The following is a 24,865-nucleotide window of genomic DNA, read 5'->3' as shown; positions in this document are numbered from 1 at the left end:
CTCAGAGTCTCCCGAAGGCTTTGAGTACGCCGATCATGGCGGGACCGATGGCGACCAGGAAAAAGCTCGGCCACAGGCAGAAAATCAGCGGAAACACCAGCTTGGTACCGATCTTGGCCGCCTGTTCCTCGGCCGCCTGGGTACGCCGGTCACGGAATTCGTCGGCATAGATGCGCAGGGTGTCGGCAACACTGGTGCCGAAGCGGATGCTTTGCGCCAGCAGGCTGACCAGTCCGCGGATATCCTCCAGGCCGGTCCGTTCCGCCAGATGCGCCAGCGCGGCCGAACTGGATATGCCGGCGCGAATCTCGGCGTTGACCATCGCCAGTTCCTCGGCCAGCTCGCCGTGACTGACCGCCAGCTCCTCGGCGACCCGCTCGATCGCCTGGGGTAACGCCAGGCCCGACTCGACACAGACCACCATCAGGTCCAGCGCATCGGGAAACGCGGTGCGCAAACGGAGCTGCCGGGCGTTCCTGCGTCGTTCCACGAACATCGCCGGCGCCACCCAACCCAGGCCGACCGCGATCCCGGCGGCCATCAGGCCGGTCGTCAGCGACGGCAACGTCACCAGCGGCAGCGCCAGTACGGTCGCAACCAGCAACAGCAATGGCAACAGAAGGCGGATCGCCCAGTACATCTGCAGGGCCGATGCCGAGCGGTAGCCGGCGTGCTGCAGCAATGCCCGGGTGCCGGACAGGTGCGCGCCGTCCTTGCTGACGAAGCGCTCGCCGACCTGCTGCAGCAGCAACTGCACGCCGCCAAGGGGCGGCTCGTTGAAGCCGTGCTCGCGCTGGCCGCCGCGCTTGATCAGCGCCAGGCGCCGGCGCATCGGGTCTTGCAGGCCCATCAGCAACACTGCGGTGGTGCCCACCGCGAGCATCACGCTCAGCACGACCGCCGCCAGAAAGATCAGGCGCACCAGCATCTCGTCGGCGACCACGCTTCGAACCAGACCGTACAGATAGTCCATGACTGCGTCCTCGCTCAGACCTGGATACGGATGATCCGGCGGATCCAGAAGATACCCACCAGCATGGCGCCGAACGCTGCCAGGCTGAGCTTCTGTCCGATCGGTTCGTTGATCAGCAGCGGCAGGTATTCCGGCGTGGTCAGCATGATCACCGCGGCCAGAACGAACGGCACGGAGATCAGGACCCAGGCAGACATGCGCCCCTCGGCCGAAAGCGTCTTGACCTTGCGCTGGAAGCGGAAGCGACCGCGAATCAACCGGCTCAGCCGCTCCAGCACCTCGGTCAGATTGCCGCCGGTTTCACGGTGGATGAGGATGCTGGTCACCAGCATCATCACGGTCATGCTGGGCACGCGCTCGAGCAGGCCGAGCATGGCCCGGCGGACGTCGTTGCCGTAGTTCAGATCGGCGAAGGTCAGGCCGAACTCGTGCGCCACGGCGCCCTTCTGCTCTTCGGCCACCAACCGCAACGTCTCGCCGAACGGATGCCCGGCGCGCAGCGCGCGGCACATGGAATCCAGCGCATCGGCCAGCCCCTCCTCGAACTCGGCGAACCGCTTGCTGCGGTCACCGCTGATCTTCAGGATCGGCAGCCAGAACGCCAGGAAGCCCAGCAGCGGCGCCAGCCACCACAGGCGCAGCAGCATCCAGGTGGCCGCCGCCACCAGCACGGCCAGCACCGCACCCAGCAGGACCACCCGGTAGGCGCGGTAGTCATGACCGCTCTGCTCGATCATCTGCGCCAGCCGGTCCATCAGCGGCAACTGTTCCAGCGCAGCCTCCAGCGGTGACAGCCGGGTCAGATACTTCTGGCGCAACAGGGTCTGCATGTTCGGCAGGTCGTTGGCCTGCTCCAGCAGGTGCAAGCGCATGCGGATGCGCTTGCGCACCCGTCCGGCCTCGCCGAACACCGGCACCGTCAGCCCCTGGCTGAGCAGGAACACCGCGACGAAGACCATGCCGAGGAAGATCAGGATGAACTCGGTGGGAAGCTGGCTCATGGCTGCGCGCCCTCCATCCAGTCCGGCCGGAACAGCTCCAGCGGCAGCTCGATGCCGCGCTTGGCCAGCACATCACGGAAGCTCGGCACCATTCCGGTGGCCCGGTAGTCGCCGAGCACCTCGCCATGCTCGCCGATGCCACGGCGCTCGAAGGCGAAGATCTCGGTCATGGTGATGATCTCGCCTTCCATGCCATTGATCTCCTGCACGCTGACCAGCCGACGCTTGCCGTCTTCCTGCCGTTCGAGCTGGATGACCACGTCGATGGCCGAGGCGATCTGCTGGCGCAGGGCCTTGATCGGGAAGGTCGCACCGCTCATCGACACCATGTTCTCGATGCGGCTCAGGGCGTCGCGCGGGCTATTGGCGTGGATGGTGGTGATCGAGCCGTCGTGCCCGGTATTCATGGCTGCCAGCATGTCCAGCGCCTCCGGTCCGCGCACCTCGCCGATGACGATGCGGTCCGGGCGCATGCGCAGGCTGTTGCGCACCAGCTCGCGCTGGTTCACCTCGCCACGCCCCTCGATGTTCGCCGGCCGGGTTTCCAGACGCACCACATGGGGCTGCTGCAGCTGCAGTTCGGCAGAATCCTCGATGGTGACGATGCGCTCGTCGTGCGGAATGAAGCTCGACAGCACGTTAAGCATGGTGGTCTTGCCGGTACCGGTGCCGCCGGACACCAGCACGTTCATCCGGCCCCGCACGATGGCCTTGAGCACCAGGGCGATGGCCGGCGTCAGCGTGCCCATCTGGATCAGGCTCTCGGCGTTCAGCAGATCGACCGCGAAGCGCCGAATCGACAGGCTCGGCCCGTCGATGGCCAGCGGCGGGATGATCGCGTTGACCCGCGAGCCATCCTTCAGCCGCGCGTCCACCAGCGGCGAGGATTCGTCGATGCGTCGGCCAAGGCTCGAGACGATGCGGTCGATGATGTTCAGCAGATGCCGATCGTCGCGAAAGCGCACATCGGTGCGCTGCAGCTTGCCGTGACGCTCGACATAGACTGAGGCGTGGCCGTTGACCAGGATGTCCGACACCGTGCCGTCGGCCAGCAGGGGTTCCAGCGGCCCCAGGCCGAGCACCTCGTCGGTGATCTGCTTGATGATCTGCTGGCGCGCCCCCGCGCTGACCGGTGCCGCGTGCTCATCGAGCAGGCGCTGGCAGATCTCGCGGATCTGCCACACCGCATCCGCCGGCTCCAGCGAATCGAGCAGCGACAGGTCCATGACCTTGAGCAGCTGCTGGTAGATCTTTTCCCGCCATTCGGCGTCGGTCGCGCTGAGCTGGCTGCGGGTCTCGTAGAGGCTCTCGACTACCGGCGTTTCCCACGCCATGCCGGTTTCCAGCCGTTCCGGGCCGGGGTTTGGAACCGGCTGCTTGGCCGGGGCTCGCTTGCCTGCCTGCAGGCGGGTACGCAGTTCGCTGAGCATGGTCATCCCCCGAATAGGCGGCCAAAGGTGCGCTTGAGCAGGCCCTGCTCGGCGGTGTCGTTACCGAGCAGTTCCTGCGCCATCTGCCGGATGCCCTGGGTCAGCGGCGCCCGCGGCGCGTGCAGGCCCAGCGGTACGCCGGTGTTCTGACTTTCGTTGATCACCGCGTAGTCGTTCGGCAGCCGCTGCGGCACGCCGCAATGCAGCGCTTCGGCGATGTCCTTGAGGCTGACCGGCGCGGTCTTGTCGTAGCGGTTGACCACCAGCTGCAGGCGGTCGCCGCGAATGCCGAGGTCCTCGCGCATGATGCGTACCAGGCGAACGGCATCCTTGAGGTGACTGAGCGACTGTTGCAGCACCACGTAGACCTGATCGGCCTGCTCCAGCGTGATGCCGGTGAGGTGGGGGGGGGGGGGGGGGGGGGGGCCCCCCCCCCCCCCCCCCCCCCCCCCCCGCCCCCCCCCCCCCCCCCCCCCCGAGCGCGCCAGCCGCAGCAGCGCCTCGACCTGTTCCAGCTGGATGTCCTGGGTCAGGCACAGTTCGCTGGCGCGGCCGCCGAGCACATCGAGCGTCGGGCTGAAATGACTGCAGAAGCCGTGCAGCGCAACGCTGTCCAGCTCATCGATCCGCTGCAGCACTTCCATGTGGCTGTGGCTCGGACGCACGTCCAGGCAATGGGCGACGGTGCCGAACTGCAGATCGAGGTCAAGCAGCAGGGTGCGGCGACCATAGGCGCTGAGGCTGTGGGCGAGGTTGCAGGCCAGCATGGTTGCACCCGAACCGCCCTTGGCATTCATGATCGCGATGACCTTGCCACCGCTCCCTTGACCGTCACGAGTTTCCAGCGCGATCCGGCTGATGGCGGCCAACAGCTCCTGCTCCACCAGCGGCTCCGGCAGGAAGTCGCGGGCACCGGCCTGCATCGCCATACGCATGCAGTCGCGGTCGTCCTGAGGGCCGCAGACCAGCAGCGGCGGCCGCTGCTGGAGCGGGTGCTGCTGCAGCGCAGCGAGTTCCTCGCGCCACAGGTGGCTGACGTGTAGCAGGAGCAGATTGGGCATCTGCTCCAGCCCGTACAGCGGGTCGGTGTGTCCATTGCTCACCAGCCGGGTGCTGACCTGCAGGCCGGGCAGTTGCTGCGCCAGCGTCTTCAGCCGGGTCAGGGCACCTGCATCGCGGCTGCTGACGAGCAACCGCAGGCCCGGGCCTCCCACCGTGACGCTACTGGGTTTTTCAAGGGTATTCAGCATGGGGTGATCTCCGGAACGGCATCGGGCTCGGCATGACGCCCAAGGCTTTCGCGCGGCAAGGTCGAGGAAAACGGCGGCAGGGTGATCACACCGCTCAGCCCGGGAATCAGCAGGTCGAAGGTGAAGTTCTCCACGCGCAGCTGGACGTAGCGGATCGCATTGAAGCCGGTGGCGCTGGCTTGCGCCGGGTTGGCGATCGCCGCACCGCTCTCGTCCAGGTAAACCAGGGTCAGGTCTGCGGTCTCGAGGTTGGCGATCAGACTGCTGGCACCGCTGTCCTCGGCGGCGTTGAAGATCGCCCGGCGCAGGATGCGCGGCTCGTGGATCTCGCATACCGCGGCCAGGCGCGCGCCCCGACGCACCGTTTCGTTAAGCGCGTTGACGGTGAAGAACAGCCGCCCCATCTCCAGCACACCGAACAGCACGATGAACAGCAGCAACCCGACGATGGCGAACTCCACCACGTACACGCCGCGCATGCGTCTGGCGTTCATCACAGCGCCCTCATCACGGTGGTGGCGACCAGCGGAAACCCGAGCGTGGCCCCGCCCGAACCGAGGTTCGGCAAACCGCTGCCGATCAGTGGCTGAAACGTATAGCTGATGCTGACCTGCACATGGTTGCTGCCCAAGGCGCTGACGCTTACCTGAGACGTGCTCAGCCCGCTGACCAGCGGCTCGCTGCCCGCCTGCAGGACCGGGGCGCCGTACACCGCCAGGGTGCGCGCCTGATCGATCATTTCGGCGCTCAGCTCGATCTGACCGAGGGTGCGATTCCATGCCTGCCCGGCGACGAAGCGGCTGGCGTCGCGACTGGCCTGCAGCAGGCTGTTGTACTGAAACAGCATCCGGCCGATCTCGCCCAGCGCCAGCAGCAGCAACAGCAGCAGCGGCAAGGCGATGGCCAGTTCCACCATCGCGAGCCCGCGCTGTCTTGCCCTTGCTGATATTGCCTGGCTGCTCATGGCCGCCTCCTACGAGTCGTTGCTCGGCGTGCGGTTGTTGTCGATGTAGGTCTTGTAGAGCTGGATGATCTGCGGGCCGCTGTCATTCACCGGGTTGCTGTCGGGCACGTTGTCGCCCTCGCATTCGCTGACGAACTGGCCGAAGACCTGCGCCTTGTTGCCCGAGCCGGTCGGCAGTGGCTGGACCAGAAAGAAGCAGCCGAAGCCCAGCACCGGTACCGAGGTCTGGCCGCCGGAACTGCCGGTGCAGTTGCCCAGCACGATGCGCAGGATGCGTCGCTCGGAGACGCCGTCAGCGCGGCAGCCGTTGGGGCAGTTGGCCACGCGCTGGCGCCAGTCGTTGTAGTCGAGCAGCGCGGTGCTGGCAGTCGAGAGATCGCCGCCACTGGCGCTGACCACCTCGCCCTGATATTCGGCCTGACCGGTGCTGTCGTTGTAGCTCATGCGCGGCGAGCTGTAGTCGGTAACAAGATCCGGCGGATACTGGTCCGCGCTGCCGGACAGCGCACCGCTGTACTGGCCGAAGCGGGTATTGAAGCCTTGCGACACCGGGCCGATGGTGTTGCCCGGCTCGGTCTCCACCGACTCGCCAACGCTGTTGCATTGCTCGGTGCCGCCGGCCAGCGCCTGACGTACATCCGCGGCGCCACTGCTGTCGCCGAGGCGAATCAGCTGGAAGTTGCCAGGGCCGATGACCGGGTCGTTTCCGGCTGCGCCCTTGAGCACTTCCAGATCGCCGAAGCGATAACCCCAGACCAGCCCGTTGGCTGGATCATGCTGGTTGGGATCGCCGCAGACCATCAGCGGGGCGATGTCGCACGGGCTGGTTGGGCTCGGACCAGCCGTGGCGATTGCCGCGATTTCCTTCTCCGCGCCGTTGCCCAGGGCCTGCAGCATGCCCCAGAAGAAACCCTGCAACGGCAGCTCGGCAACGGTCACGCGCACGTATCGGGCATCCATCGGCCCCGGAAAGGAGAACGGTCCGTAGACACTGGCCGCCAGATCGACCTGCACGATGGCGCCCGGGTTGTCGCCCAGGGCAGCGGCCAGCTCGTCGTTGCCGGCCGCCTGGGCGTTGAGCTGGAACGTCGCGCGCGCAGCGTCCTGCGTCAGGCTGCCGGCGTTGCCCGAACCCCGCACCTGTTGCAGGGTCTTGGCACCGCTGAGCGCCGCGGCATCCACGGCGTTCTGCAGGCGTGTCTTGTTGAGCAGCATGTGGCTGCCGTCCAGCGCAAGGGTAGCCATGAGCATCATCGCCGCCAGCGCCACCACGACCAGCACCATGGCCGAGCCACGCTGACGTTGCGGGAAAGGACGAACCATGCAGGAGGCGTTCATGACGCTAACCTCAGTTGCCCACATTGATCTGGATCGGCTGCGCGACCTGCTGGGCATCGCCGGTGGCGCCCCGGTAGCTCTCCATGACCTGCTCGGTCAGCGGACCATCGGTGCCGACCGGCGAAAGCGCCGTGCCCGGGTTGGCGGCGACGTTCTTGTCGGCGATCTGCTGGTACAGGGTCGCGTTGACCGTGCTGCCCAGCGAGCCGACACGACCTTCCTGGTAGGGAACGCAGCCGGCCAGCAGGGTGAACAGGCAGGCGTAGGGCAGAATTTTCATGATGGCGACTCCGCTTACTTGAGGTCGTGGCCGAAGCGGCCTTCGCTGATGCCGAGGCTGGCCGGCACTGCCCGGCCGGGCGCGCTGCCCTTGGTCTTGCCCAGCAGGTAGAACTCCGCGTCGCTGGGCTCGACGAAATTCTCGGTCGGCAGGCGCACCGTCCTGGCGTCCACCGGCTGCGCCAGGTAAGGCGTCACCAGGATCACCAGTTCGGTCTCGCCGTGGATGAACTGCTGGCTACGGAACAGCTGGCCCAGCACCGGCACGTCACCCAGACCGGGGAAGCGGCTGACGAAGTCGCGGGTGTTCTCGCTGATCAGGCCGGCGATGGCGATCGTCTGGCCGTTGCCGAGCTCGACGGTGGACTGCGCGCTGCGCTTGGTCAGCGACGGGATGACCTGGTTGACGCCGTTGCCGAGGATGCTTTCCAGGCCGGTGTCCAACACCAGCGAGTTGGCATTGGAGAGCTCGCTGACCGAGACATTGAGGTTCAGGTTGATGCGGCCGGAATCGAGCACCACCGGCAGGAACTTGACCCCGACGCCGAATTCCTTGAATTCGATCGTGATGCCGTCGTCCTCGGTGATCGGCACCGGAAACTCGCCACCGGAAATGAACTCCGCCTGCTGCCCGGTCAGGGTGGTCAGCGTCGGCTCGGCGAGCACCTTTGCCGAGCCATTGTCCTTCGCCGCTTCCAGCACCACGTTGAAGAGGAAGTTGTCGGAGAGGAACTGGCCGAAGATGCCTTTGCCATCGCCGAACAGCGTGGTCGGGTTAACGAAACCGTCCTCGTCGAAGCCTAGCCCCTGGCCATTGTTGAACCCGCCACCCGACCAGCGTCCGGACGAACCGAAGTCCAGCGCGTTGAAGCGCACGTTGAGGTTCTTGAACAGGTTGCGCTGCATCTCGGCGACCTTCACCTCGAGCATCACCTGCTGGCTGCCACCGACGCTGAGCAGGTTGATCAGCTGCAATGGCTCCTGCGGCTGTGCAGCGGCACCGGCACCCTGGCGCTTGGCATCGCCGGCGGCCTGCTCGGCGTAACTGCGCGCCAGCTTGACGGCGTTGTCCATCGCCGCGGCGCTACTGACCTGCCCACGCAGCACCAGGGCGCCCTGGGCGCTGAAGACCTCGATCGGTTCATTGGGCATGACCTGGTGCAGCTTGCTCTTGAGGCCGCTGAGATCGTGCACCACTTCCAGATCGAGGCTGTCGATCAGGCGATTGCTGCCATCCCAGAGCAGCACGTTGGTGCTGCCCAGCGAACGGCCGAGCAGGTAGAGCTGGGTCGGGCTGGTGATCAGGATGTCGGCAATCTCGGGATTGCCCACCGAGATGCGTTTGACCGCGGTTCGCGTGGTGAGCACGCGCGACTTGTAGATCGGTACCTGGACGTCACTGACGTTCGCCGCCGGGGTGGCAAGGACCACAGGTTTCGTCTCGGCTGCCACCACCAGCCCGGACAGCATCGTGCCCAGCGCCAGCACCAGGGCCACCACTCTGCGCATGTTGTTCATATCGATCTCCTTGCGTGTCAGCCGTCGTGGCCACGCGCCGTCAGCTGGTCATCGCCTTACAGGCCGACATTGGTCACATTCACCTGGGTGCCGCGAATGATCGTCACCCCGGGATTGGCCGGTGCGCGGCGCACCACCGGCTTCGGCGCAGCGACTACCGGAGCCACCGGCGGCGGCGCTGCCACGGGCTTCTTCTGGTTATCCAGGGGATTACGCAGCGCCAGTTGCAGACGCCCTTCGGTCATGGCCTTGACCAGCTCCTCGGCTTCCTCGGAACTCATTTCCAGGGTCACGGCGCGCACCACTACCGGCTGGGTCTTGTCGGTACTGGCGGTCTGGTCGACGGCCAGCACGCGCAGGTCTTCGAGAATGGTCTTGGCCTCGGCTTCCTCACCATTGCCCTTGCGCCGGGTGGCCAGTACGTCGACCCGGTTGCCCGGCAGCAGGAAGCCGCCCACGCCCACCACATCGTCGACCCGCACCGACACCGCGCGCTTGTCGGTGGCGATCAGCGACGCCAGCGTGCTGCCACCCAGGTGCTCGGCCAGTCGCGCGCCGCGCAGCACGTCGCCACGCAGCATGCCGAAGGTGGCGATCTTGCCGATCACCTCTTCGGTGCTGGCGAACGAATCGTCCGGCACCGTGCCCTTGGGCATGCGCACCAGGGTCACATGCTGCGCCTCGACCATCTGCCCGAAGGGGATCTCCGTGGTGGCGACCACCACGTTCTGCGACTTGTTGTCCGGCCCGGCATCGAGCCGCGCGCTCAGCCAGCTGTTGGCCATCCAGGCCGCTCCCAGCCCCAGCAGCAGGGACAGCGCGATCAACGTGAAGGTACGTGAGCTCATGTCGGTATCTCCTTATCCAAGGAACTCGAGCTGGACGAAGTAATTGCGCCAGGCCCATTGCAGGTCATCGGGCGTCAACGGGCCGCTGCGTTCGGTGTAGCGCTGGCGGTCCAGCGCCATGCCCAGCAGATCTCGCGGATGGCACGGCACCAGCGGCATGCCTTCCGCTTCGTAGAGTTCGCGCAGCACATAGCGCAGCAATTGCGGATCGAAGGCGATGCCCAGGCGCTCGCCTTCCTGTCGCCAGATGCGTTCGTATTCCTGCGGTTTGAGGTAGTTGAAGCGCAGCTTGTAGCCAATCCGACGGAGGAAGGCTTCGTCGGCCAACTCCAGCGGATTCAGGTTGGTGGCGAAGACCAGGACCATGTCGAACGGCAGCACGCACTGCTGCCCGCCGCCGAGATTGAGGAAGTCGCGCTTTTCCTCCATCGGCACGATCCAGCGGTTGAACAGCTCGGCCGGCGGCATGCGCTGCCGACCGAGATCGTCGATGATGTACAGGCCGTTGCTGGCCTTGAGCTGCAACGGCGCCAGGTAACGGCGGTTGAACGGGTCGTAGCGGACGTCGAGCTGTTCCATGCTCAGCTCGCCGCCCGACACCACCAGCGGGCGCATGCAGCACAGCAGGCGACGGTCGATGCCTTCGCTCAGCAGCAGGCTGTTGTACTGGTCGCGATCGTCCAGGCGCTGATGGATCTGCGGATCGTAGACCTCCACCACCGCATCGTTGATGGCGATGGCGTAAGGCACCCAGATCGCTTCGCCGAACAGGCGGATCAGACGTCCACTGATGTAGGTCTTACCGGTGCCGGCCGGCCCGTAGATCATGATGGCGCGGCCGGAGTTCATCGCCACGCCAAGCTGATCGAGCAGATCATCGGCGAGCACCACACCGCTGAATACCGCACGCATCTTCTCGGCATTCACCCGTGCATGGTGGATCGTCTGTACCTTGACCAGTGAACGGTAGGTGCTCACCGGAAACGGCGCCGCACCGATATAGCCGCTGCGCTCCAGCGCGTCGCGCGCGGCGTTGCGCCCCCGCTCGGTCAGCCCATAGCGCAGGGCCTGGCCGTTGTGCTGGCCGAGCACCTCGATGCGGCCATCCTTGCGCAGCAGGGCGAGTACTTCTTCCAGCACGGCGCCGGGCAATGCCAACCGCTCGACCAGACGCGCCATGTCCAGCGCACCGCCTTCGTGCAGATGCTTGCACAGCAGATCGGCGAGCAGCTGATCGCTCAGCCCGGTCTCGGCGATGGTGCGCGGCTGCGGCGCCAGGCGCTGCACCGCTTCGCGCTCGCTCGGGTAGCCATCGCTATCGCTGACTGCGTACATGGCGGCCTCCCGCGCTAGTCGAAGTGAAACCACAAGCTGCTGGCGAACGTGCCCAGCAGGATCGCGATGGCGTAGGGGAACGGCCTGCCGGCGACCTCCCCGGCTGCCGGTGCGAGGTAGCTCTGGCTGCGCAGCATCAGCGCATAGCGTCCGAGCGTCTGCCGCAGCTGGCCGTGCCAGATCATCAAGGCCAGCCCGCAGAGACCGCCGACCATCAGGCTGGCCGCCGCGGCAGCCAGCGCCTGCTGCGGTGTGAGAAAGGCGCCAACCATGGCCATCAACTTCACGTCACCGGCCGCCATACCGCCTGTCACATACAGCATCAGGAACAGGCCAAAGCCGATCAGCGCCCCCAGCATCCCCTGCCCCAGCCCGCCCAGACCGCCTGCGAAGGCCTGCCCGGCCAATCCCAGTGCCAGCCCGGTCAGGACCAGGAGGTTGGGGATGCGGTGGTGGCGTACATCGCTGACCACCGCGTATCCCAGCAGCGAGAGCAGCAAAAGCCCGCTGGCCCAGCCTTGAATGTCCATAGAAGCTCGGCGCTTAGGCTGCGGGCGTCCCGCCGAGCGCTGTGATGATCTGGTTGATCTTGGCGAGAACTGCCGCGCCCAGATTGGTGAAGGCCAGCGCGACGGCTGCGGTAATCAGCCCACCCGCCACCGCATACTCGACGATGGTCAGCCCGTCTTCGTCCTTCGCGAACTTCAGCACCGCGGTCTTGATCGTTTGAATGGTCATTTCGCTCACCTCACTGAGGAGTGGTTCATCCATCGGTTGGCAGCGCTCCATGCACCGCTGCTGAGGTGAACACTAGTCAGGCAAACGCAGTGGGCGTTAGGACTCTTTTGCGCGTTGCTAGCACTCAATTTCCTGGGTCAGCAAAGCTCTGCAATACGCGGTTACAACGAATTGAGGCTCCTCGCATTGGCAACAAACCTCACCGCATCAGCTGGGTATTAATCCTAATAACGGCAATTTGCTATCAGAGGTGCGCCTTAGCAGAAACTGTTCTTATCCATAATGGCCGTTTGCCAATACTGTTTGTAAGGGAAAGTAAAAGGGCAGAGCTAGTAAAGATGTCTAACTCTCCGCAGGGACCATTACTCCTCTGGGTGGACCTGACCCACGACCGCAGCACAGAAGCGTTGATGCGCCAGTTCACGGCCTTCAGCGAATGCCGTCTGGTACAGGCGCACAGCCTGGCGGACAGCGGCCAGAGCCGGCGGGTCGACATGATCTGCATGCACTACGACCGCCCCGATGCCCTGGGCCTGAACCAGCTGCATCAGGTCAAACGTGCCGCGCCGTCCGTTCCCATCACCATGTTCACCGTCCAGCATTGCGAAGATCTGGCGATATGGGCGATGCGCTCCGGGGTATGGGAATACGTCACGCTGCCGCTGACCGCAGCCGAACTACGCCGCTACCGTCTGGCCCTGGATCAACTGCTGAAGCTGCGCCAGAACGCCCATGCCACACGGCAGCGCGTGCTCGGCGAGCATTATCCGGACCTGCCGCCGAGCATCCGCCTCACGGCCGATCATCAGAGACACCAGCTGCTGGCGCCCGCGCTTCATTACATCGACCTGCACTTTCGCGAGAACCTCGACCAGAAGGAACTGGCGCGGCTGTGCGGCCTGACGCCCTCGCGCTTCAGCCGCCTGTTCAAGGAACTGCATGGCGTCTGCTATCTGGAGTACACGCTGGGCAAGCGTCTGGAGTTCGCCAAGGACCGACTGGGCAACACGCAGATGCCGATCACTACCATCGGCTATGAAGCCGGCTTTCGCGATCCGTCCTATTTCGCGCGCGCGTTCAAGCAGTTCGTTGGCTGTACGCCGAGCGAGTACCGTAACGGCGCCCCTTCCTCCGCAACGATGCTGGCCGAGCAGAACCTGCAGGATGCGACTCGGCCCAGTAGCGACTTGCTGGGCCTGGACATCGGCGCCTGACGATCGCTGGGCGCCGCGTCCCCGCCACGACGATGTTCGTCAGCCGACAGACATACGGCCGCTGCCGCAATCTGGCTAAAAAATATCCACATCGGTATACTCGCGCGCCTTTTTAATGCGCGGTTTTCGAGGTTCAAAGTCGATGAGCAAAACGCCAACAGTCGGGTTCGTCAGCCTGGGTTGCCCCAAGGCCACGGTCGACTCTGAACGCATCCTCACCCAGCTGCGCATGGAGGGTTACCAGATCGTGCCGTCCTACGAGGATGCCGATGTGGTGGTGGTCAACACCTGCGGCTTCATCGACAGCGCCAAGGCCGAATCGCTGGATGCCATTGGCGAGGCGATCGCCGAGAACGGCAAGGTGATCGTCACCGGCTGCATGGGCGTGGACGAGAACAACATCCGTGGCGTGCACCCCAGCGTGCTGGCGGTTACCGGCCCGCAGCAGTACGAGCAGGTGGTCAATGCGGTGCACGAAGTGGTGCCGCCGAGCATCGAGCACGATCCTTTCGTCGATCTGGTGCCGCCGCAGGGCATCAAGCTCACCCCGCGCCACTATGCCTATCTGAAGATTTCCGAAGGCTGCAACCATACCTGCAGCTTCTGCATCATCCCGTCCATGCGCGGCAAGCTGGTCAGCCGCCCGGTGGGCGATGTGCTCAGCGAGGCCGAGCGCCTGGTCAAGGCCGGCGTGAAGGAAGTCCTGGTGATCAGCCAGGACACCAGCGCCTATGGCGTGGACCTCAAGTACAAGCTCGACTTCTGGAACGGCCAGCCGGTCAAGACGCGCATGCTCGAGCTGTGCGAGGAGCTGGGCAGGATGGGCGTCTGGGTGCGCCTACACTACGTCTACCCCTACCCCAACGTCGACGACGTGATCCCGCTGATGGCCGCCGGCAAGATCCTGCCGTACCTGGACATCCCCTTCCAGCACGCCAGCCCGAAGGTACTCAAGGCCATGAAGCGTCCGGCCTTCGAGGACAAGACCCTGGCGCGCATCAAGCAGTGGCGCGAGATCTGCCCCGAGCTGACCATCCGCTCGACCTTTATTGTCGGCTTCCCCGGCGAGACCGAGGAAGACTTCCAGTACCTGCTCGACTGGCTCACCGAAGCCCAGCTCGACCGCGTCGGCTGCTTCCAGTATTCGCCGGTCGAAGGCGCACCGGCCGAGACCATGGGCCTGGAACCGGTACCGGATGAGATCAAGCAGGATCGCTGGGACCGCTTCATGGCGCACCAGCAGGCCATCAGCGCCGCGCGCCTGCAGCTGAAGGTCGGCAAGGAACTGGATGTGCTGATCGATGAAGTGGACGAGGACGGTGCGATCGGCCGCTCCTGGGCCGACGCTCCGGAGATCGACGGCATGGTCTACGTCGACAGCGAACAGCCGCTGCAGCCGGGCGACAAGGTCCGTGTGCGTGTCACCAACGCCGACGAGTACGACCTCTGGGCCGAAGTGATCTGAGCTGATCGGTTAAACAAAACGCCCCGCATCTGCGGGGCGTTTTCATTTCTGCGCCACGAGCCCTGGGCCGCGTAGGGTGGAAAACGGCGCAGCCTTTTCCACCGCCGGGCTGCGGGCTCATCAACGCCGCGGTGGTTGACGCACCGGCGTATCGCCGGCCACGTAGTACTTCGCCGTGCTGCGCGGCAGCGGCTCATGACCACGAATCCGGTCGGCGATCTTCTCGGCGATCATGATGGTGGTCGCGTTGAGGTTGCCGGTGATGATCTGCGGCATGATCGAGGCATCCACCACGCGCAACCCTTCCAGCCCATGCACCCGGCCCTGGCCGTCGACCACGGCCATGTCGTCGCTGCCCATCTTGCAGGAGCAGGACGGGTGATAGGCCGTCTCGGCGTGCTCGCGGACGAAGGCGTCCAGCTGGGCATCGCTCTGCGCATCGATACCCGGGCTCAGCTCGCGACCGCGGTAAGGGTCGAGCGCCGGCTGGGCGATGATCTCGCGGGTGATGCGGATGGCATCGCGGAACTCGCGCCAGTCCTGCTCGTGGGCCATGTAGTTGAACAGGATGCTCGGGTCCTCGGCCGGGTCGGCCGAGCGGATCTCGATACGCCCGCGGCTGGGCGAGCGCATCGAACCGACATGGGCCTGGAAACTGTGACCGTCATGGGCGTTGCTGCCGTTATAACTGACTGCCACCGGCAGGAAGTGGAACTGGATGTTCGGCCATTCGAACTCGTCGCTGCTGCGGATGAAGCCGCCGGCCTCGAACTGGTTGCTGGCGCCGATGCCGCTGCCGAGGAACAGCCATTCGGCGCCGATGGCCGGCTGGTTCCACCACTTCAGCGCCGGATACAGCGAAACCGGCTTCAGGCACTCGAACTGCAGGTACATCTCCAGATGGTCCTGCAGGTTCTGGCCAACGCCGGGCAGCTCGTGGACAAGTTTCACGCCGACCCGGCGCAGCAGCTCGCCCGGCCCGACGCCCGAGCGCTGCAGGATCTGCGGCGAGGCGATCGCCCCGCCGCACAGCAGCACCTCGCGACGCGCACGCACGATGTACGGGTCCTTGCGATTGCGCAGGTAGCGCACACCCACTGCGCGCTTGCCTTCAAACAAAACCCGATCGGTCACCGCATGCGTTTCGATGGTCAGGTTCGGCCGCTCCCTGGCCTGATCCAGATAGCCGCGCGCTGTGCTGGCGCGCCGGCCCTGGGGCGTCACGGTACGGTCCATCGGGCCGAAGCCTTCCTGCTGATAGCCGTTGAGGTCGTCGGTACGCGGATAGCCGGCCTGCACACCGGCTTCGACCATGGCGTGGAACAGCTCGTTGTTGTCGGCCTTCGGCGTGGTCACGCTGACCGGGCCGACAGCGCCGTGGTAGTCGTTGGGGCCGATGTCGCGCGATTCGGCCTTGCGGAAGTACGGCAGGCAGTCGAGGTAGGTCCACTCTTCCAGGCCGGGTGCCTTGGCCCAGTTGTCGTAGTCCAGGGCGTTGCCGCGGATGTAGCACATGCCGTTGATCAGCGACGAGCCGCCCAGGCCCTTGCCACGACCGCAGTCCATGCGACGGTTGTTCATGTGCGGCTCGGGATCGGTCTTGTAGGCCCAGTTGTAGCGCGTGCCCTGCAGCGGATAGGCCAGCGCAGCGGGCATCTGGGTGCGGAAGTCCAGCCGGTAGTCCGGGCCGCCGGCTTCCAGCAGCAGCACGCTGACGTCGGTGTCCTCGGTCAGGCGTGCGGCGAGCACGTTACCGGCCGAGCCGGCGCCGATGATGATGTAGTCGTATTCCATGATCTACCTCCCTCAGAACACCGAGGCGAACTCGCCCAGCTCTACCTGTACCGATTTGACCCGCGTGTAGTGCGCCAGCGAGGCGATGCCATTTTCGCGACCGATACCGGACTGCTTGTAGCCACCGACCGGCATCTGCGCCGGCGATTCGCCCCAGGTATTGATCCAGCAAATGCCGGCCTCGAGTCGATGGATGATGCGGTGCGCCCGCGCCAGATCGGTGGTGACCACGCCGGCGGCGAGGCCATATTCGGTGTCGTTGGCGCGGCGGATGACTTCGTCCTCATCCTGATACTCGAGCAGGCTCAGCACCGGGCCAAAGATCTCTTCGCGCACGATGCTCATGTCGTCGCTGCAGTCGCTGAAGACGGTCGGTGCGACGAAGGCGCCCCTGGCGCACTCGCCCTCGGTCACCCGCTCACCGCCACAGAGCAGCCGCGCGCCAGCGGCCTTGCCCTGGGTGATGTAGTCGAGCACCTTGTTCATGTGCGCGAAGCTGACCAGCGGACCGAAGTTGGTCTCATCCTGCTGCGGATCACCCAGGCGAATGCGCTGCACGCGCTCCAGCAGCTTGGCCTCGAAGGCCGCTTTCAGGCCCGCGGGGATGAACACCCGGGTGCCGTTGGTGCACACCTGGCCGGAGCTGAAGAAGTTGGCCATGACCGCGATATCGGCCGCGCGATCCAGATCGGCGTCCTCGCAGACGATCAGCGGCGACTTGCCGCCCAGTTCCATGGTCACGTCCTTCAGCGAAGAGCCTGCCGCGCTGGCCATGACCTTCTTGCCGGTGGCCACACCGCCGGTGAAGGACACCTTGGCGATGCGCGGGTGCTCGGTGATCAGCGCGCCGACGCCGGCGCCACTGCCGGTCAGCACGTTGAACACGCCATCGGGCAGCCCGGCCTCGCTGAAGATTTCTGCCAGCTTGAGCGCGCTCAGGGGCGTGACCTCACTGGGCTTGAAGATCATCGCGTTGCCCGCAGCCAGTGCCGGAGCGGCCTTCCACAGGGCGATCTGGATCGGATAGTTCCAGGCACCGATGCCGGCCACCACGCCCAGCGGTTCGCGCCGGGTATAGACGAAGCTGCTGTCACGCAGCGGAATCTGCTCGCCCTCGATGGCCGGAGCCAGGCCCGCGTAGTACTCCAGCACGTCGGCGCCGGTGACGATGTCGACGCTGCGGGTTTCGCTCAGCGGCTTGCCGGTGTCCAGCGTTTCCAGCAGCGCCAGCTCGTCGTTGCGCTCGCGCAAGAGATCGACCGCGCGCCGCATGATGCGCGCCCGCTCGATGCCGGTCAGTGCCGCCCAGACGCGCTGGCCCCGCTCGGCGCTTTCAACCGCACGTTCCAGATCGGCCGCGCCGGCCTCGGGCACTTCGGCCAGGACTTCGCCGTTGGCCGGGTTGATGCTCTCGAAGGTCTGGTTGCTGCTGGCGTCGACATAACCGCCATGGATATAGAGTTGCTGCCGTGGGAAACGGGCCATGTTCTACCTCGTTCGTACTGTCTGTGGCGGCAGCGGATCGACGCTGCCGCGACATGGATGGAACGCCTCGGGGATCGCCCGAGGCGTGCAGGGTCAGGGTGTCGGCGCCGCGCCCGGATTGGGCATGCCGCTTTCACCACCGCCGTTTTCGCGCTGCAGATGCAGGAAGTGCATGTGGTGCTCGTAGTGGTCGAGGATGTCCTCGATCAGCTGGCGCCGGGAATAGCCCATCAGGTCGTAACCCAGGCTGCCCTGGCGCAGATGCACCTCGAGCCGGTAGTAATCGGCCTTGCTGCTCTGGGTGCGCAGGGCGAAGGACGGCATGGTGCCGCGCACCGGCCAGATCTGATAGGTGAAGTCCTGCTCGCTGCCCAGATTGACGTGCAACGCCAAGTGCTCGTTGCCCGGTTCGCCTTCGACGATATCCACCGGCACGCCTTTCTCGCCCAGCGCCTTCTGGATCTCCTCCATCGCCGGTTTGCAGACTTCCTTCAGGTAGCGACGGATCTGCGAACGGCTGGGGAAACTCATCGCCCGCGACAGGCGCTGACTCCAGTTCATCTGCGTGTGTTCCAGCGTGGCGCGCCCGGACAGGTAGCCGGACAGGCTCTTCTGGTAGCTGTCGGCCATGACGCCTTCGACGTGCAGTGCCTTGAACAGCCCGTACATCATGAACAGCAGGACGATGGAGAACGGTAGCCCCATGATCACCACGGTGCCCTGCAGCGCGGTCAGGCCACCGGCGATCAGCAAAGCCAGGGTGAGAATGCCGATGATGGCGGCCCAGAGGATGCGCATCCACACCGGAGCATCGCTGTTCACATCCTTGAGAATGGACGTGAAGTTCGACAGCACCAGCGAGCCGGAGTCGCCGGAGGTGACGAAGAACACGATGGCGAGGATGGTCACCACGATAGTCGTGAGGCCGGCCCAGGGCAGGCTCTGCAGGAACAGATAGATCGACGAGCCTGGGTTGCTCACCGCCTGCTGGCCGAATTCGAGGGCACCGCCCATGACCATCTCGATGGCGCTGTTACCCATGATCGACATCCAGGCCATCATGAAGGCCAGCGGCAACAGCAGCGTGCCGATGACGAACTCGCGGATGGTGCGACCACGGGAAATGCGTGCCAGGAACAGACCCACGAACGGCCCCCAGGCAATCCACCAGGCCCAGAAGAACACCGTCCAGGCATTCAGCCAGTCGGTCGGCCGGCGGTAGGCGTAGGTGTCCAGCGACAGGCTGATGAAGTTGGAGAAGTAGTCGCCGACGTTCATCACCAGCGCGTTGAGCAGGAACACCGTATCGCCGACCACCAGCACGAACACCAGCAGCAATACCGCCAGCAGCATGTTGAATTCGGAAAGCCGGCGAATCCCGCGCTCGACCCCGGTCGCCGCCGAGATCGCCGAGAACACCACGATCAGCACCACCAGCACGGCCTGGGTGAAGGTGCCTTCCGGTACGCCGAAGATGTAGTTGAGGCCGAAGTTCAGCTGGATGATGCCGATGCCGAGGCTGGTGGCTATGCCGAACACCGTGCCGAGCACCGCGGCGGTATCGACGGTATGCCCGATGGGGCCGTAGATGCGCTTGCCGAAGATCGGATACAGCGCCGAGCGGATCGACAGCGGCAGGCCCTGGCGGAAGCTGAAATACGCCAGCGACATGCCGACCAGGGTATAGACACCCCAGCCCGAAAGGCCCCAGTGCAGAAAGGTCAGCTCCATGGCGTGGCGTGCGGCCTGGGTGGTGCCGCCCTCGCCTACCGGCGGCTCGAGGAACTGGGTGATGGGTTCGGCGATACAGAAGAACAGCAGGTCGATGCCGATCCCGGCGGAAAACAGCATTGCCGCCCAGGTGACCACATTGAATTCAGGCTTGGAATGATCCGGCCCGAGGCGGATCTTGCCGTAGCGGCTGGTGGCGACGATCACCACGAAGAGCAGGTACACCAGCACGGCGAGAAAGTAGAACCAGCCGAAGCTGTCGGATATCCAGCCAAGCACCGTATTGATGACCGCTTGGGAGCGATCAGTGAAGAACATCGTCCATATGGCAAACGCCACGATGGCGATTGCGGAACCGTAGAACACTACGGGATTGATCCGGTCAGCCGGCGCTTCGGAATCATTGGGCGAGAGCTCAGCCTCGTTCATCAGTTCGATCTCCTGAACTTGTTCTGGCTTTACGACATCGCAGTGCGACGTATTGCGGCAGGCGGCGTGCAAATTTGCCAAGGGTTACGCGGCCTGATGGCGGGGCGGGTATGCAAGACGTGCTGTGCTGATGACAGCCATACCCATCGGCACGCGGACATGCCGACCAAACAAAAGCGGTGATTTGCTCCGATAAGATGAAATAAGCGGCTCATCCTACACGATAAATCAAAATCCTGCGAACCGAGACTGGCACCCTTCGGCATGACTGGCCACCACCAGCCCTTCGCCGAGCCGATTCGGAGCGCCGCAACGCCAGGAAGAAACGAGGAATCACTGTGCGGTTGCCGCTACGTTTTCAGCGGCCCAGGCGCTGGCTTATGATCGCCCCCGCGTAAACAGGCGCCCCCTTTTCACCAGCAGAGATGAACCCATGTCGTCCGATCCTCGTTTCACTGCCATGCCCGACGCCAACGGATACTTCGGCCCCTACGGCGGCCAGTTGGTCCCGCCGCACCTCAAGCAGGCCATGGACGACATCAACCTGGCCTACGAGGAAATCCGCCAGCGCGATGATTTCCAGCAGGAACTGGCCGCACTGTTCGCCGACTACGTGGGCCGGCCAAGCCCGATCTTCCATGCGCGGCGGCTGTCCGAGCAGCTCGGTGGTGCGCAGATTCACCTGAAGCGCGAAGACCTGAACCACACCGGCGCGCACAAGATCAACCACTGCCTGGGCGAGGCGCTGCTGGCCAAGTTCATGGGCAAGACCAAGGTGATCGCGGAAACCGGTGCCGGCCAGCATGGGGTCGCGCTGGCCACCGCCTGCGCACTGGTAGGCATTCCCTGCGAGATTCACATGGGCCAGGTGGATATCGAGAAGGAGCACCCCAACGTCACCAAGATGAAGATCCTCGGCTGCAAGCTGGTGGCCGTCACCCGAGGCGCGGCGACGCTCAAGGAAGCGGTGGACAGCGCCTTCGAGGAATACCTGAAGGACCCGCACAACTACATCTACGCCATCGGATCGGTGGTCGGCCCGCACCCGTTTCCGAAGATGGTCCGCGATTTCCAGTCGATCATCGGTAACGAGGCCCGCGAGCAGTTTCTCTCCAGACACGGTCGTCTGCCGGATCATGTGGTCGCCTGCGTCGGCGGCGGCTCCAATGCCATGGGCATGTTCACCGCCTTTCTGGAGGATGCCGCGGTCGAGCTGGTCGGTATCGAGCCGGCGGGCGAAAGCCTGGACAAGCCCGGCCGCCATTCGGCCACGCTGTCCAAGGGCAAGCCCGGCGAACTGCATGGCATGGCCTGCTATGTGCTGGAAGATGCCGAGGGCAATCCGTCCGCGGTGCACTCCATCGCCTCCGGCCTGGATTACCCCGGTGTCGGTCCGCAGCACAGTTATCTCAAGGACATCGGCCGGGTGAACTACCAGACCGCGACCGACCAGGAATGCCTGGACGCCTTTATGACCCTGTCGCGTGTCGAAGGCATCATCCCCGCGCTGGAAAGCGCTCACGCCGTGGCCTGGGCGATTCGCACCGCGCCGACGCTGGGCAAGGACAGCCACATCCTCGTCAACCTTTCCGGCCGCGGCGACAAGGATGCCGACTACGTCGCCAATCTGCTCGGTCTGTAAGATCTTGGCATCGGGCCGCCGCTTCAACGAGCGCGCGGCCCGACGTCGCGCAACGCGGCGCCATAGCGGGTAAGATGCGCAGCCGCCCGCCCGTATCCAGGCCTGCCCCATGCAACACAGCGTCTCGCCTATCGGCTACGTCCGCTCCTGTTTCAAGGAGAAGTTCGCCATCCCCCGCCAGCCCAGCCTGGCGCCAGCCGCACGCGGCGTGGTGGAACTGCTGCCGCCGTTCGACAGTGCTGATGCAGTGGCCGGACTCGAGCAGGTCAGCCACGTATGGCTGTTGTTTCTGTTCCACCAGGCCCTGGAAAACAAACCCCGCCTCAAGGTCCGCCCGCCACGTCTGGGCGGCAATCGCATGGTCGGTGTGTTCGCCACCCGCGCGACCCACAGGCCCAACGGTATCGGTCAATCGGTGGTCAGACTGGATCGGGTCGAAGCGGATCGGCTGTTCATCTCCGGCATCGATCTGCTGGACGGCACCCCGGTGCTGGACATCAAACCCTACGTGCCCTACGCCGATGCGCTGCCGGACGCGCGCAATGACATGGCCGCCGACGCGCCAGAGTTGATCGAGGTGCAGTGGTCGGAAACTGGACTATCGCAGGCCCGCTGCGAAGCATTACGCCTCGGCGAGCCGCTGGTGGAACTCATCGAGCAGTGCCTGGCGCAGGACCCGCGCCCGGCCTATCAGAAACCCGAACCGGAACGGCGCTACGGCGCGCAGCTCTGGGATGTGGACGTGCGCTGGCATTACCCGACGCCAGGCGTGATCCGCGTTCTGGAAGTCGCGCCAGCAGCGCCGCAACCGGCCTGATGCCGGCGCGGCGCTCTCCTCACTTGCCGGCTCGCGTCAGCAACAGCCGCTGGCTGCCATACACCTTGTCGAGATTCTCCGCCTTGAACGGGAAACTCATGTAGTTCGCCTTCATCCATGCGTCGATGCCATCGGCGTAATGCGGGCTGGCCGGATTGCCCGACTGGCCTGAACTGTTGAGGCCGATCATCGGCTCGTCACGGCCAAAGTCGACGATGATGCGCATCGCCGGAATCAGCCAGGTATCGAAATCCGAACCCAGGTGATAGGCCGAGGCGTTCAGCGTGCTGTGGTCGCCGCCCATGGCATAGGGACCGCGGTCCAGGTAGTCGCCGATGGCGTTGATCTTGCTCCGCTGGCCCGCCGGCATATGCGGCGCCAGCTGCGTCGCGCCGGAGGTCCAGCGAGCCGTATGCAGCTTGCCCCACTGCCAGGCGCTGCGCTCGTTGCCCAGGCGGCTTTCGAGCAAGGTCACCGCTGCAGCCAAACTGCGCGCGAGGATCGCCGGTTTGTCTTCGCTTTGCGCGGTGCGCTGGTCGTTCCAGAACGGGCTGTCTTCGCGGCCGAGCAGATGGTCGGCCTGGGCCGAATAGGAGGTGTTGGCCGTCTGTACCAGCGCACGCCAGGCCGGCGAGTCCTCAGGCCCCAGTTCGTCGAGGAAGATGTGCCGCGCGCTTTCGTGCAGGAAAGCGCCATACAGTGCAGCATCCGCCGAATCCGCAGTGAGCTTGCCGTCGAACGCCATCAGCCGATCCAGCGCTTCTCGCGCCTTGTTGCGTTCGGTGGCCGGCAGTGCATCGATTGCCTGGCGCAACGGCTCGGCCATGCCCGGCGCCTCGAACATCATCCTGAGTTTGGCGGCGAAAGGCGTCACCTGGTCGTACTGCATGGCGATGGTGCTGCGAGTGTCATGCTTGCCACGGCCGGCCAGTTCCGCCAGGCGCTCGTAACGCTCCGGGCCGTACCAGGAGCTGGAAAGCTGCATTCCGTAACCGCGCGGCACGCTGCGATGATTGGCGGTGCCGAGCCAGCCCTGGATCGGATCCTGATCGTAGGGATGCAGCATCGGATCGGCGAAGCCATCCCAGTCGTAGCGACCGTCCCAGCCCGGCGACGGCACCAGCCCCAGCCCCTCGCGACGGTTGGGAAAACGTCCGGTGACCTGCCAGCCGATGCCCTGCTGGTCGGCAAAGACCAGATTCAGGGCGGTTGCACGAATTTCGCGGGTCGCCTCGAAGGCCTGATCCACCGACTGCGCGCGGGACAGGTCGAAGAAAGCGTCCAGCGTGCGATCGGCCTCCAGTTGCGTGGTCTTCAGTGCCAGACCGTAGCCGCTGGCGAGCTGCAGCGGCTGCAAGGGGTGCTTGCGCTCGCCCAGCGCCGTGTTCAGCAGCGGGCCGTTGCGGGTCTCGTAAATGGTTTCGCGAATCGGCCGCTCGCCCTTGACGAAGTAGGTCTCGTGCCGCTCGCGCGCCGGCAGCCACTTGCCATCAGCCAGGTACATCAGCCGCGAACCTTCGCGGCGCAGCTGCTCGAGATAGAGGTCCTGATTGTCGCCCATGACCATGGTCATGCCCCAGCCGAGCTTGCCGTTGAAACCCGCCACCACTGCGGGCACCCCGGCGATGGTGACGCCCGCCGCCTGGAACTTCGGTGCGCGAACCTGCATGAAATTCCAGTACGAAGGCATCGACAGCGGCAGGTGAGTGTCGTTGGCCAGGATCGGCTTTCCGCTACGCGTATTGCTGCCGGCGATGGCCCAGTTGTTCGACGCTGCCATGCCGGTCGGGGTCAACGCTGCCAAGTGCTGAACGGCCTGCTCGATGGCAGCCAGCCCGGGCACGCTGCCACCCAGCTTTAGCCCCTTGAGCTTGTCCGCCTCATCGAACGGCAAGGCCTCGTCCGGATAGATGGGCAATAGCCAGGCCAGCTTGTCGCTACCCACCTTCTGCGCCATCAGCAACGCGGCGACCTCTTCCTGCAGGTTCTGCGACAGGCCGAAATTGAGCAGGCAGAACACCAGTACCGAGTCCTCCGGCTTCCAGTACTCAGGCTTGTAGCCGGACTCGGCAAGGTCCATCGGCAGTTTGTCGCGATGACGATACAGGTAGGCGTTCACGCCACGGGCGTAGACCTCGAAGAACTTTTTCATCCTCGGCGAGGATTCGCGATAGAGCAGCTCGGCGCTCTGGCGCAGATTCACCGCACGCATGAAGCGGTCGGTCTCCAGCACCCCGGGGCCGACCATCTCAGCCAAGCGCCCCTGGGCCATCAGCCGCAGGCTGACCATCTGGCTCAGCCGGTCGGTGGCGTGCACGTAACCCATGGCGAACAGCGCATCGTGAAACGACGAGGTCTCGATCAGCGGCATGCCCAGCGAATTGCGCCGGATGCTCGCACTGCCTGCCAGGCCGGTTAGCGGCTGGATGCCCTGCGCTGGCGGCAGACTGGCACTGTAGCGGTTATCGAGATAGGCCTGACAACCGCCGAGGCCGGCCAGGCCGAGCGCGGCCCCCAACGTCAGACGAACCAGGGCGAACGGCAGACGCAGAGACATCGAAGACTCCTGTGCAGGCTTGGCGAGGGATGGGTGCTAACAGATTAGAGGGCGTAC

21 protein-coding genes are annotated in these 24,865 nt (G+C 65.0%); 4 read left to right on the top strand and 17 right to left on the bottom strand.

What is annotated here, in order from left to right; genetic code table 11:
• Window position 1 precedes the first annotated feature (1 nt).
• The 13 genes from OUY36_RS09110 to OUY36_RS09050 are packed head-to-tail and all read right to left on the bottom strand — an operon-like array spanning window position 2 to window position 11,674.
• The gene (locus OUY36_RS09110; RefSeq protein ID WP_267937691.1) at window positions 2-973 is read right to left on the bottom strand and encodes a type II secretion system F family protein; all 972 of its coding nucleotides are present in this window, start codon (window positions 971-973) and stop codon (window positions 2-4) included.
• 14 nt (window positions 974-987) lie between these two features.
• Window positions 988-1,974 carry a type II secretion system F family protein gene (locus tag OUY36_RS09105; RefSeq protein ID WP_267937690.1) on the bottom strand — a complete coding sequence of 329 codons (987 nt, stop codon included), beginning with the start codon at window positions 1,972-1,974 and terminating at the stop codon, window positions 988-990.
• Entirely contained in the window at window positions 1,971-3,404 is a 1,434-nt protein-coding gene (locus tag OUY36_RS09100) for a CpaF family protein (RefSeq protein WP_267937689.1), read from the bottom strand. The genes OUY36_RS09105 and OUY36_RS09100 overlap by 4 nt, the downstream gene beginning before the upstream one ends.
• Window positions 3,405-3,406: 2 nt before the next feature.
• Entirely contained in the window at window positions 3,407-4,654 is a 1,248-nt protein-coding gene (locus OUY36_RS09095) for an AAA family ATPase (protein ID WP_267937687.1), read from the bottom strand.
• Window positions 4,648-5,148 (bottom strand): TadE/TadG family type IV pilus assembly protein, encoded by a 501-nt coding sequence (locus tag OUY36_RS09090; RefSeq protein ID WP_152481144.1) that lies wholly within the window; start codon window positions 5,146-5,148, stop codon window positions 4,648-4,650. The genes OUY36_RS09095 and OUY36_RS09090 overlap by 7 nt, the downstream gene beginning before the upstream one ends.
• The gene (locus OUY36_RS09085) at window positions 5,148-5,618 is read right to left on the bottom strand and encodes a TadE/TadG family type IV pilus assembly protein (protein WP_267937686.1); all 471 of its coding nucleotides are present in this window, start codon (window positions 5,616-5,618) and stop codon (window positions 5,148-5,150) included. The genes OUY36_RS09090 and OUY36_RS09085 overlap by 1 nt, the downstream gene beginning before the upstream one ends.
• Window positions 5,619-5,627: 9 nt before the next feature.
• Window positions 5,628-6,956, bottom strand: a complete 1,329-nt coding sequence (locus OUY36_RS09080) for a TadE/TadG family type IV pilus assembly protein (protein WP_267937684.1) — start codon at window positions 6,954-6,956, stop codon at window positions 5,628-5,630.
• Window positions 6,957-6,966: 10 nt separating this feature from the next.
• Complete coding sequence (locus OUY36_RS09075; protein WP_133456898.1) at window positions 6,967-7,236, bottom strand: hypothetical protein; 270 nt, start codon at window positions 7,234-7,236, stop codon at window positions 6,967-6,969.
• A 14-nt stretch (window positions 7,237-7,250) separates the two neighbouring features.
• Complete coding sequence (locus OUY36_RS09070) at window positions 7,251-8,753, bottom strand: type II and III secretion system protein family protein (protein WP_267937683.1); 1,503 nt, start codon at window positions 8,751-8,753, stop codon at window positions 7,251-7,253.
• Between the two features lie 56 nt (window positions 8,754-8,809).
• Window positions 8,810-9,601: a Flp pilus assembly protein CpaB gene (gene cpaB, locus OUY36_RS09065; protein ID WP_267937682.1), complete on the bottom strand. Its 792-nt coding sequence runs from the start codon at window positions 9,599-9,601 to the stop codon at window positions 8,810-8,812.
• A gap of 12 nt (window positions 9,602-9,613) precedes the next feature.
• On the bottom strand, window positions 9,614-10,936 hold the full coding sequence (locus OUY36_RS09060; protein ID WP_063543603.1) for a hypothetical protein: 1,323 nt from the start codon (window positions 10,934-10,936) through the stop codon (window positions 9,614-9,616).
• Between the two features lie 14 nt (window positions 10,937-10,950).
• Complete coding sequence (locus OUY36_RS09055) at window positions 10,951-11,466, bottom strand: A24 family peptidase (protein ID WP_267937681.1); 516 nt, start codon at window positions 11,464-11,466, stop codon at window positions 10,951-10,953.
• A 13-nt stretch (window positions 11,467-11,479) separates the two neighbouring features.
• Window positions 11,480-11,674 (bottom strand): Flp family type IVb pilin, encoded by a 195-nt coding sequence (locus OUY36_RS09050; RefSeq protein WP_110779002.1) that lies wholly within the window; start codon window positions 11,672-11,674, stop codon window positions 11,480-11,482.
• A 338-nt stretch (window positions 11,675-12,012) separates the two neighbouring features.
• On the opposite strand from OUY36_RS09050, the gene OUY36_RS09045 reads away from it, so the two are divergent.
• Window positions 12,013-12,888 (top strand): AraC family transcriptional regulator, encoded by an 876-nt coding sequence (locus OUY36_RS09045; protein ID WP_267937680.1) that lies wholly within the window; start codon window positions 12,013-12,015, stop codon window positions 12,886-12,888.
• A gap of 142 nt (window positions 12,889-13,030) precedes the next feature.
• On the top strand, window positions 13,031-14,353 hold the full coding sequence (gene rimO / locus OUY36_RS09040) for a 30S ribosomal protein S12 methylthiotransferase RimO (protein ID WP_253749622.1): 1,323 nt from the start codon (window positions 13,031-13,033) through the stop codon (window positions 14,351-14,353).
• A 120-nt stretch (window positions 14,354-14,473) separates the two neighbouring features.
• Here the strand turns inward: rimO and betA are convergent, their stop codons facing one another.
• The 3 genes from betA to OUY36_RS09025 all read right to left on the bottom strand — a co-directional run bounded on the left by betA (window position 14,474) and on the right by OUY36_RS09025 (window position 19,792).
• Window positions 14,474-16,147, bottom strand: a complete 1,674-nt coding sequence (betA, locus tag OUY36_RS09035; protein ID WP_267937679.1) for a choline dehydrogenase — start codon at window positions 16,145-16,147, stop codon at window positions 14,474-14,476.
• 12 nt (window positions 16,148-16,159) lie between these two features.
• On the bottom strand, window positions 16,160-17,632 hold the full coding sequence (betB, locus tag OUY36_RS09030; protein WP_267937677.1) for a betaine-aldehyde dehydrogenase: 1,473 nt from the start codon (window positions 17,630-17,632) through the stop codon (window positions 16,160-16,162).
• A gap of 93 nt (window positions 17,633-17,725) precedes the next feature.
• Window positions 17,726-19,792, bottom strand: coding sequence for a choline transporter (locus OUY36_RS09025; protein WP_267937676.1), 2,067 nt, complete (start codon window positions 19,790-19,792; stop codon window positions 17,726-17,728).
• A gap of 433 nt (window positions 19,793-20,225) precedes the next feature.
• On the opposite strand from OUY36_RS09025, the gene trpB reads away from it, so the two are divergent.
• A complete protein-coding gene (gene trpB / locus OUY36_RS09020) occupies window positions 20,226-21,434 on the top strand; it encodes a tryptophan synthase subunit beta (protein WP_267937675.1) in 1,209 nt (402 codons plus the stop codon).
• Window positions 21,435-21,543: 109 nt separating this feature from the next.
• Window positions 21,544-22,251: a tRNA (N6-threonylcarbamoyladenosine(37)-N6)-methyltransferase TrmO gene (gene tsaA / locus OUY36_RS09015; protein ID WP_267937674.1), complete on the top strand. Its 708-nt coding sequence runs from the start codon at window positions 21,544-21,546 to the stop codon at window positions 22,249-22,251.
• Between the two features lie 19 nt (window positions 22,252-22,270).
• Here the strand turns inward: tsaA and OUY36_RS09010 are convergent, their stop codons facing one another.
• Window positions 22,271-24,808, bottom strand: coding sequence for a penicillin acylase family protein (locus OUY36_RS09010; RefSeq protein ID WP_267937671.1), 2,538 nt, complete (start codon window positions 24,806-24,808; stop codon window positions 22,271-22,273).
• Window positions 24,809-24,865: the final 57 nt, after the last annotated feature.

It is taken from the genome of Stutzerimonas sp. R40042, assembly GCF_026642215.1.
Classification (GTDB): Bacteria; Pseudomonadota; Gammaproteobacteria; order Pseudomonadales; family Pseudomonadaceae; genus Stutzerimonas; species Stutzerimonas frequens.
This window is presented reverse-complemented; position numbering and strand designations above follow the sequence as displayed.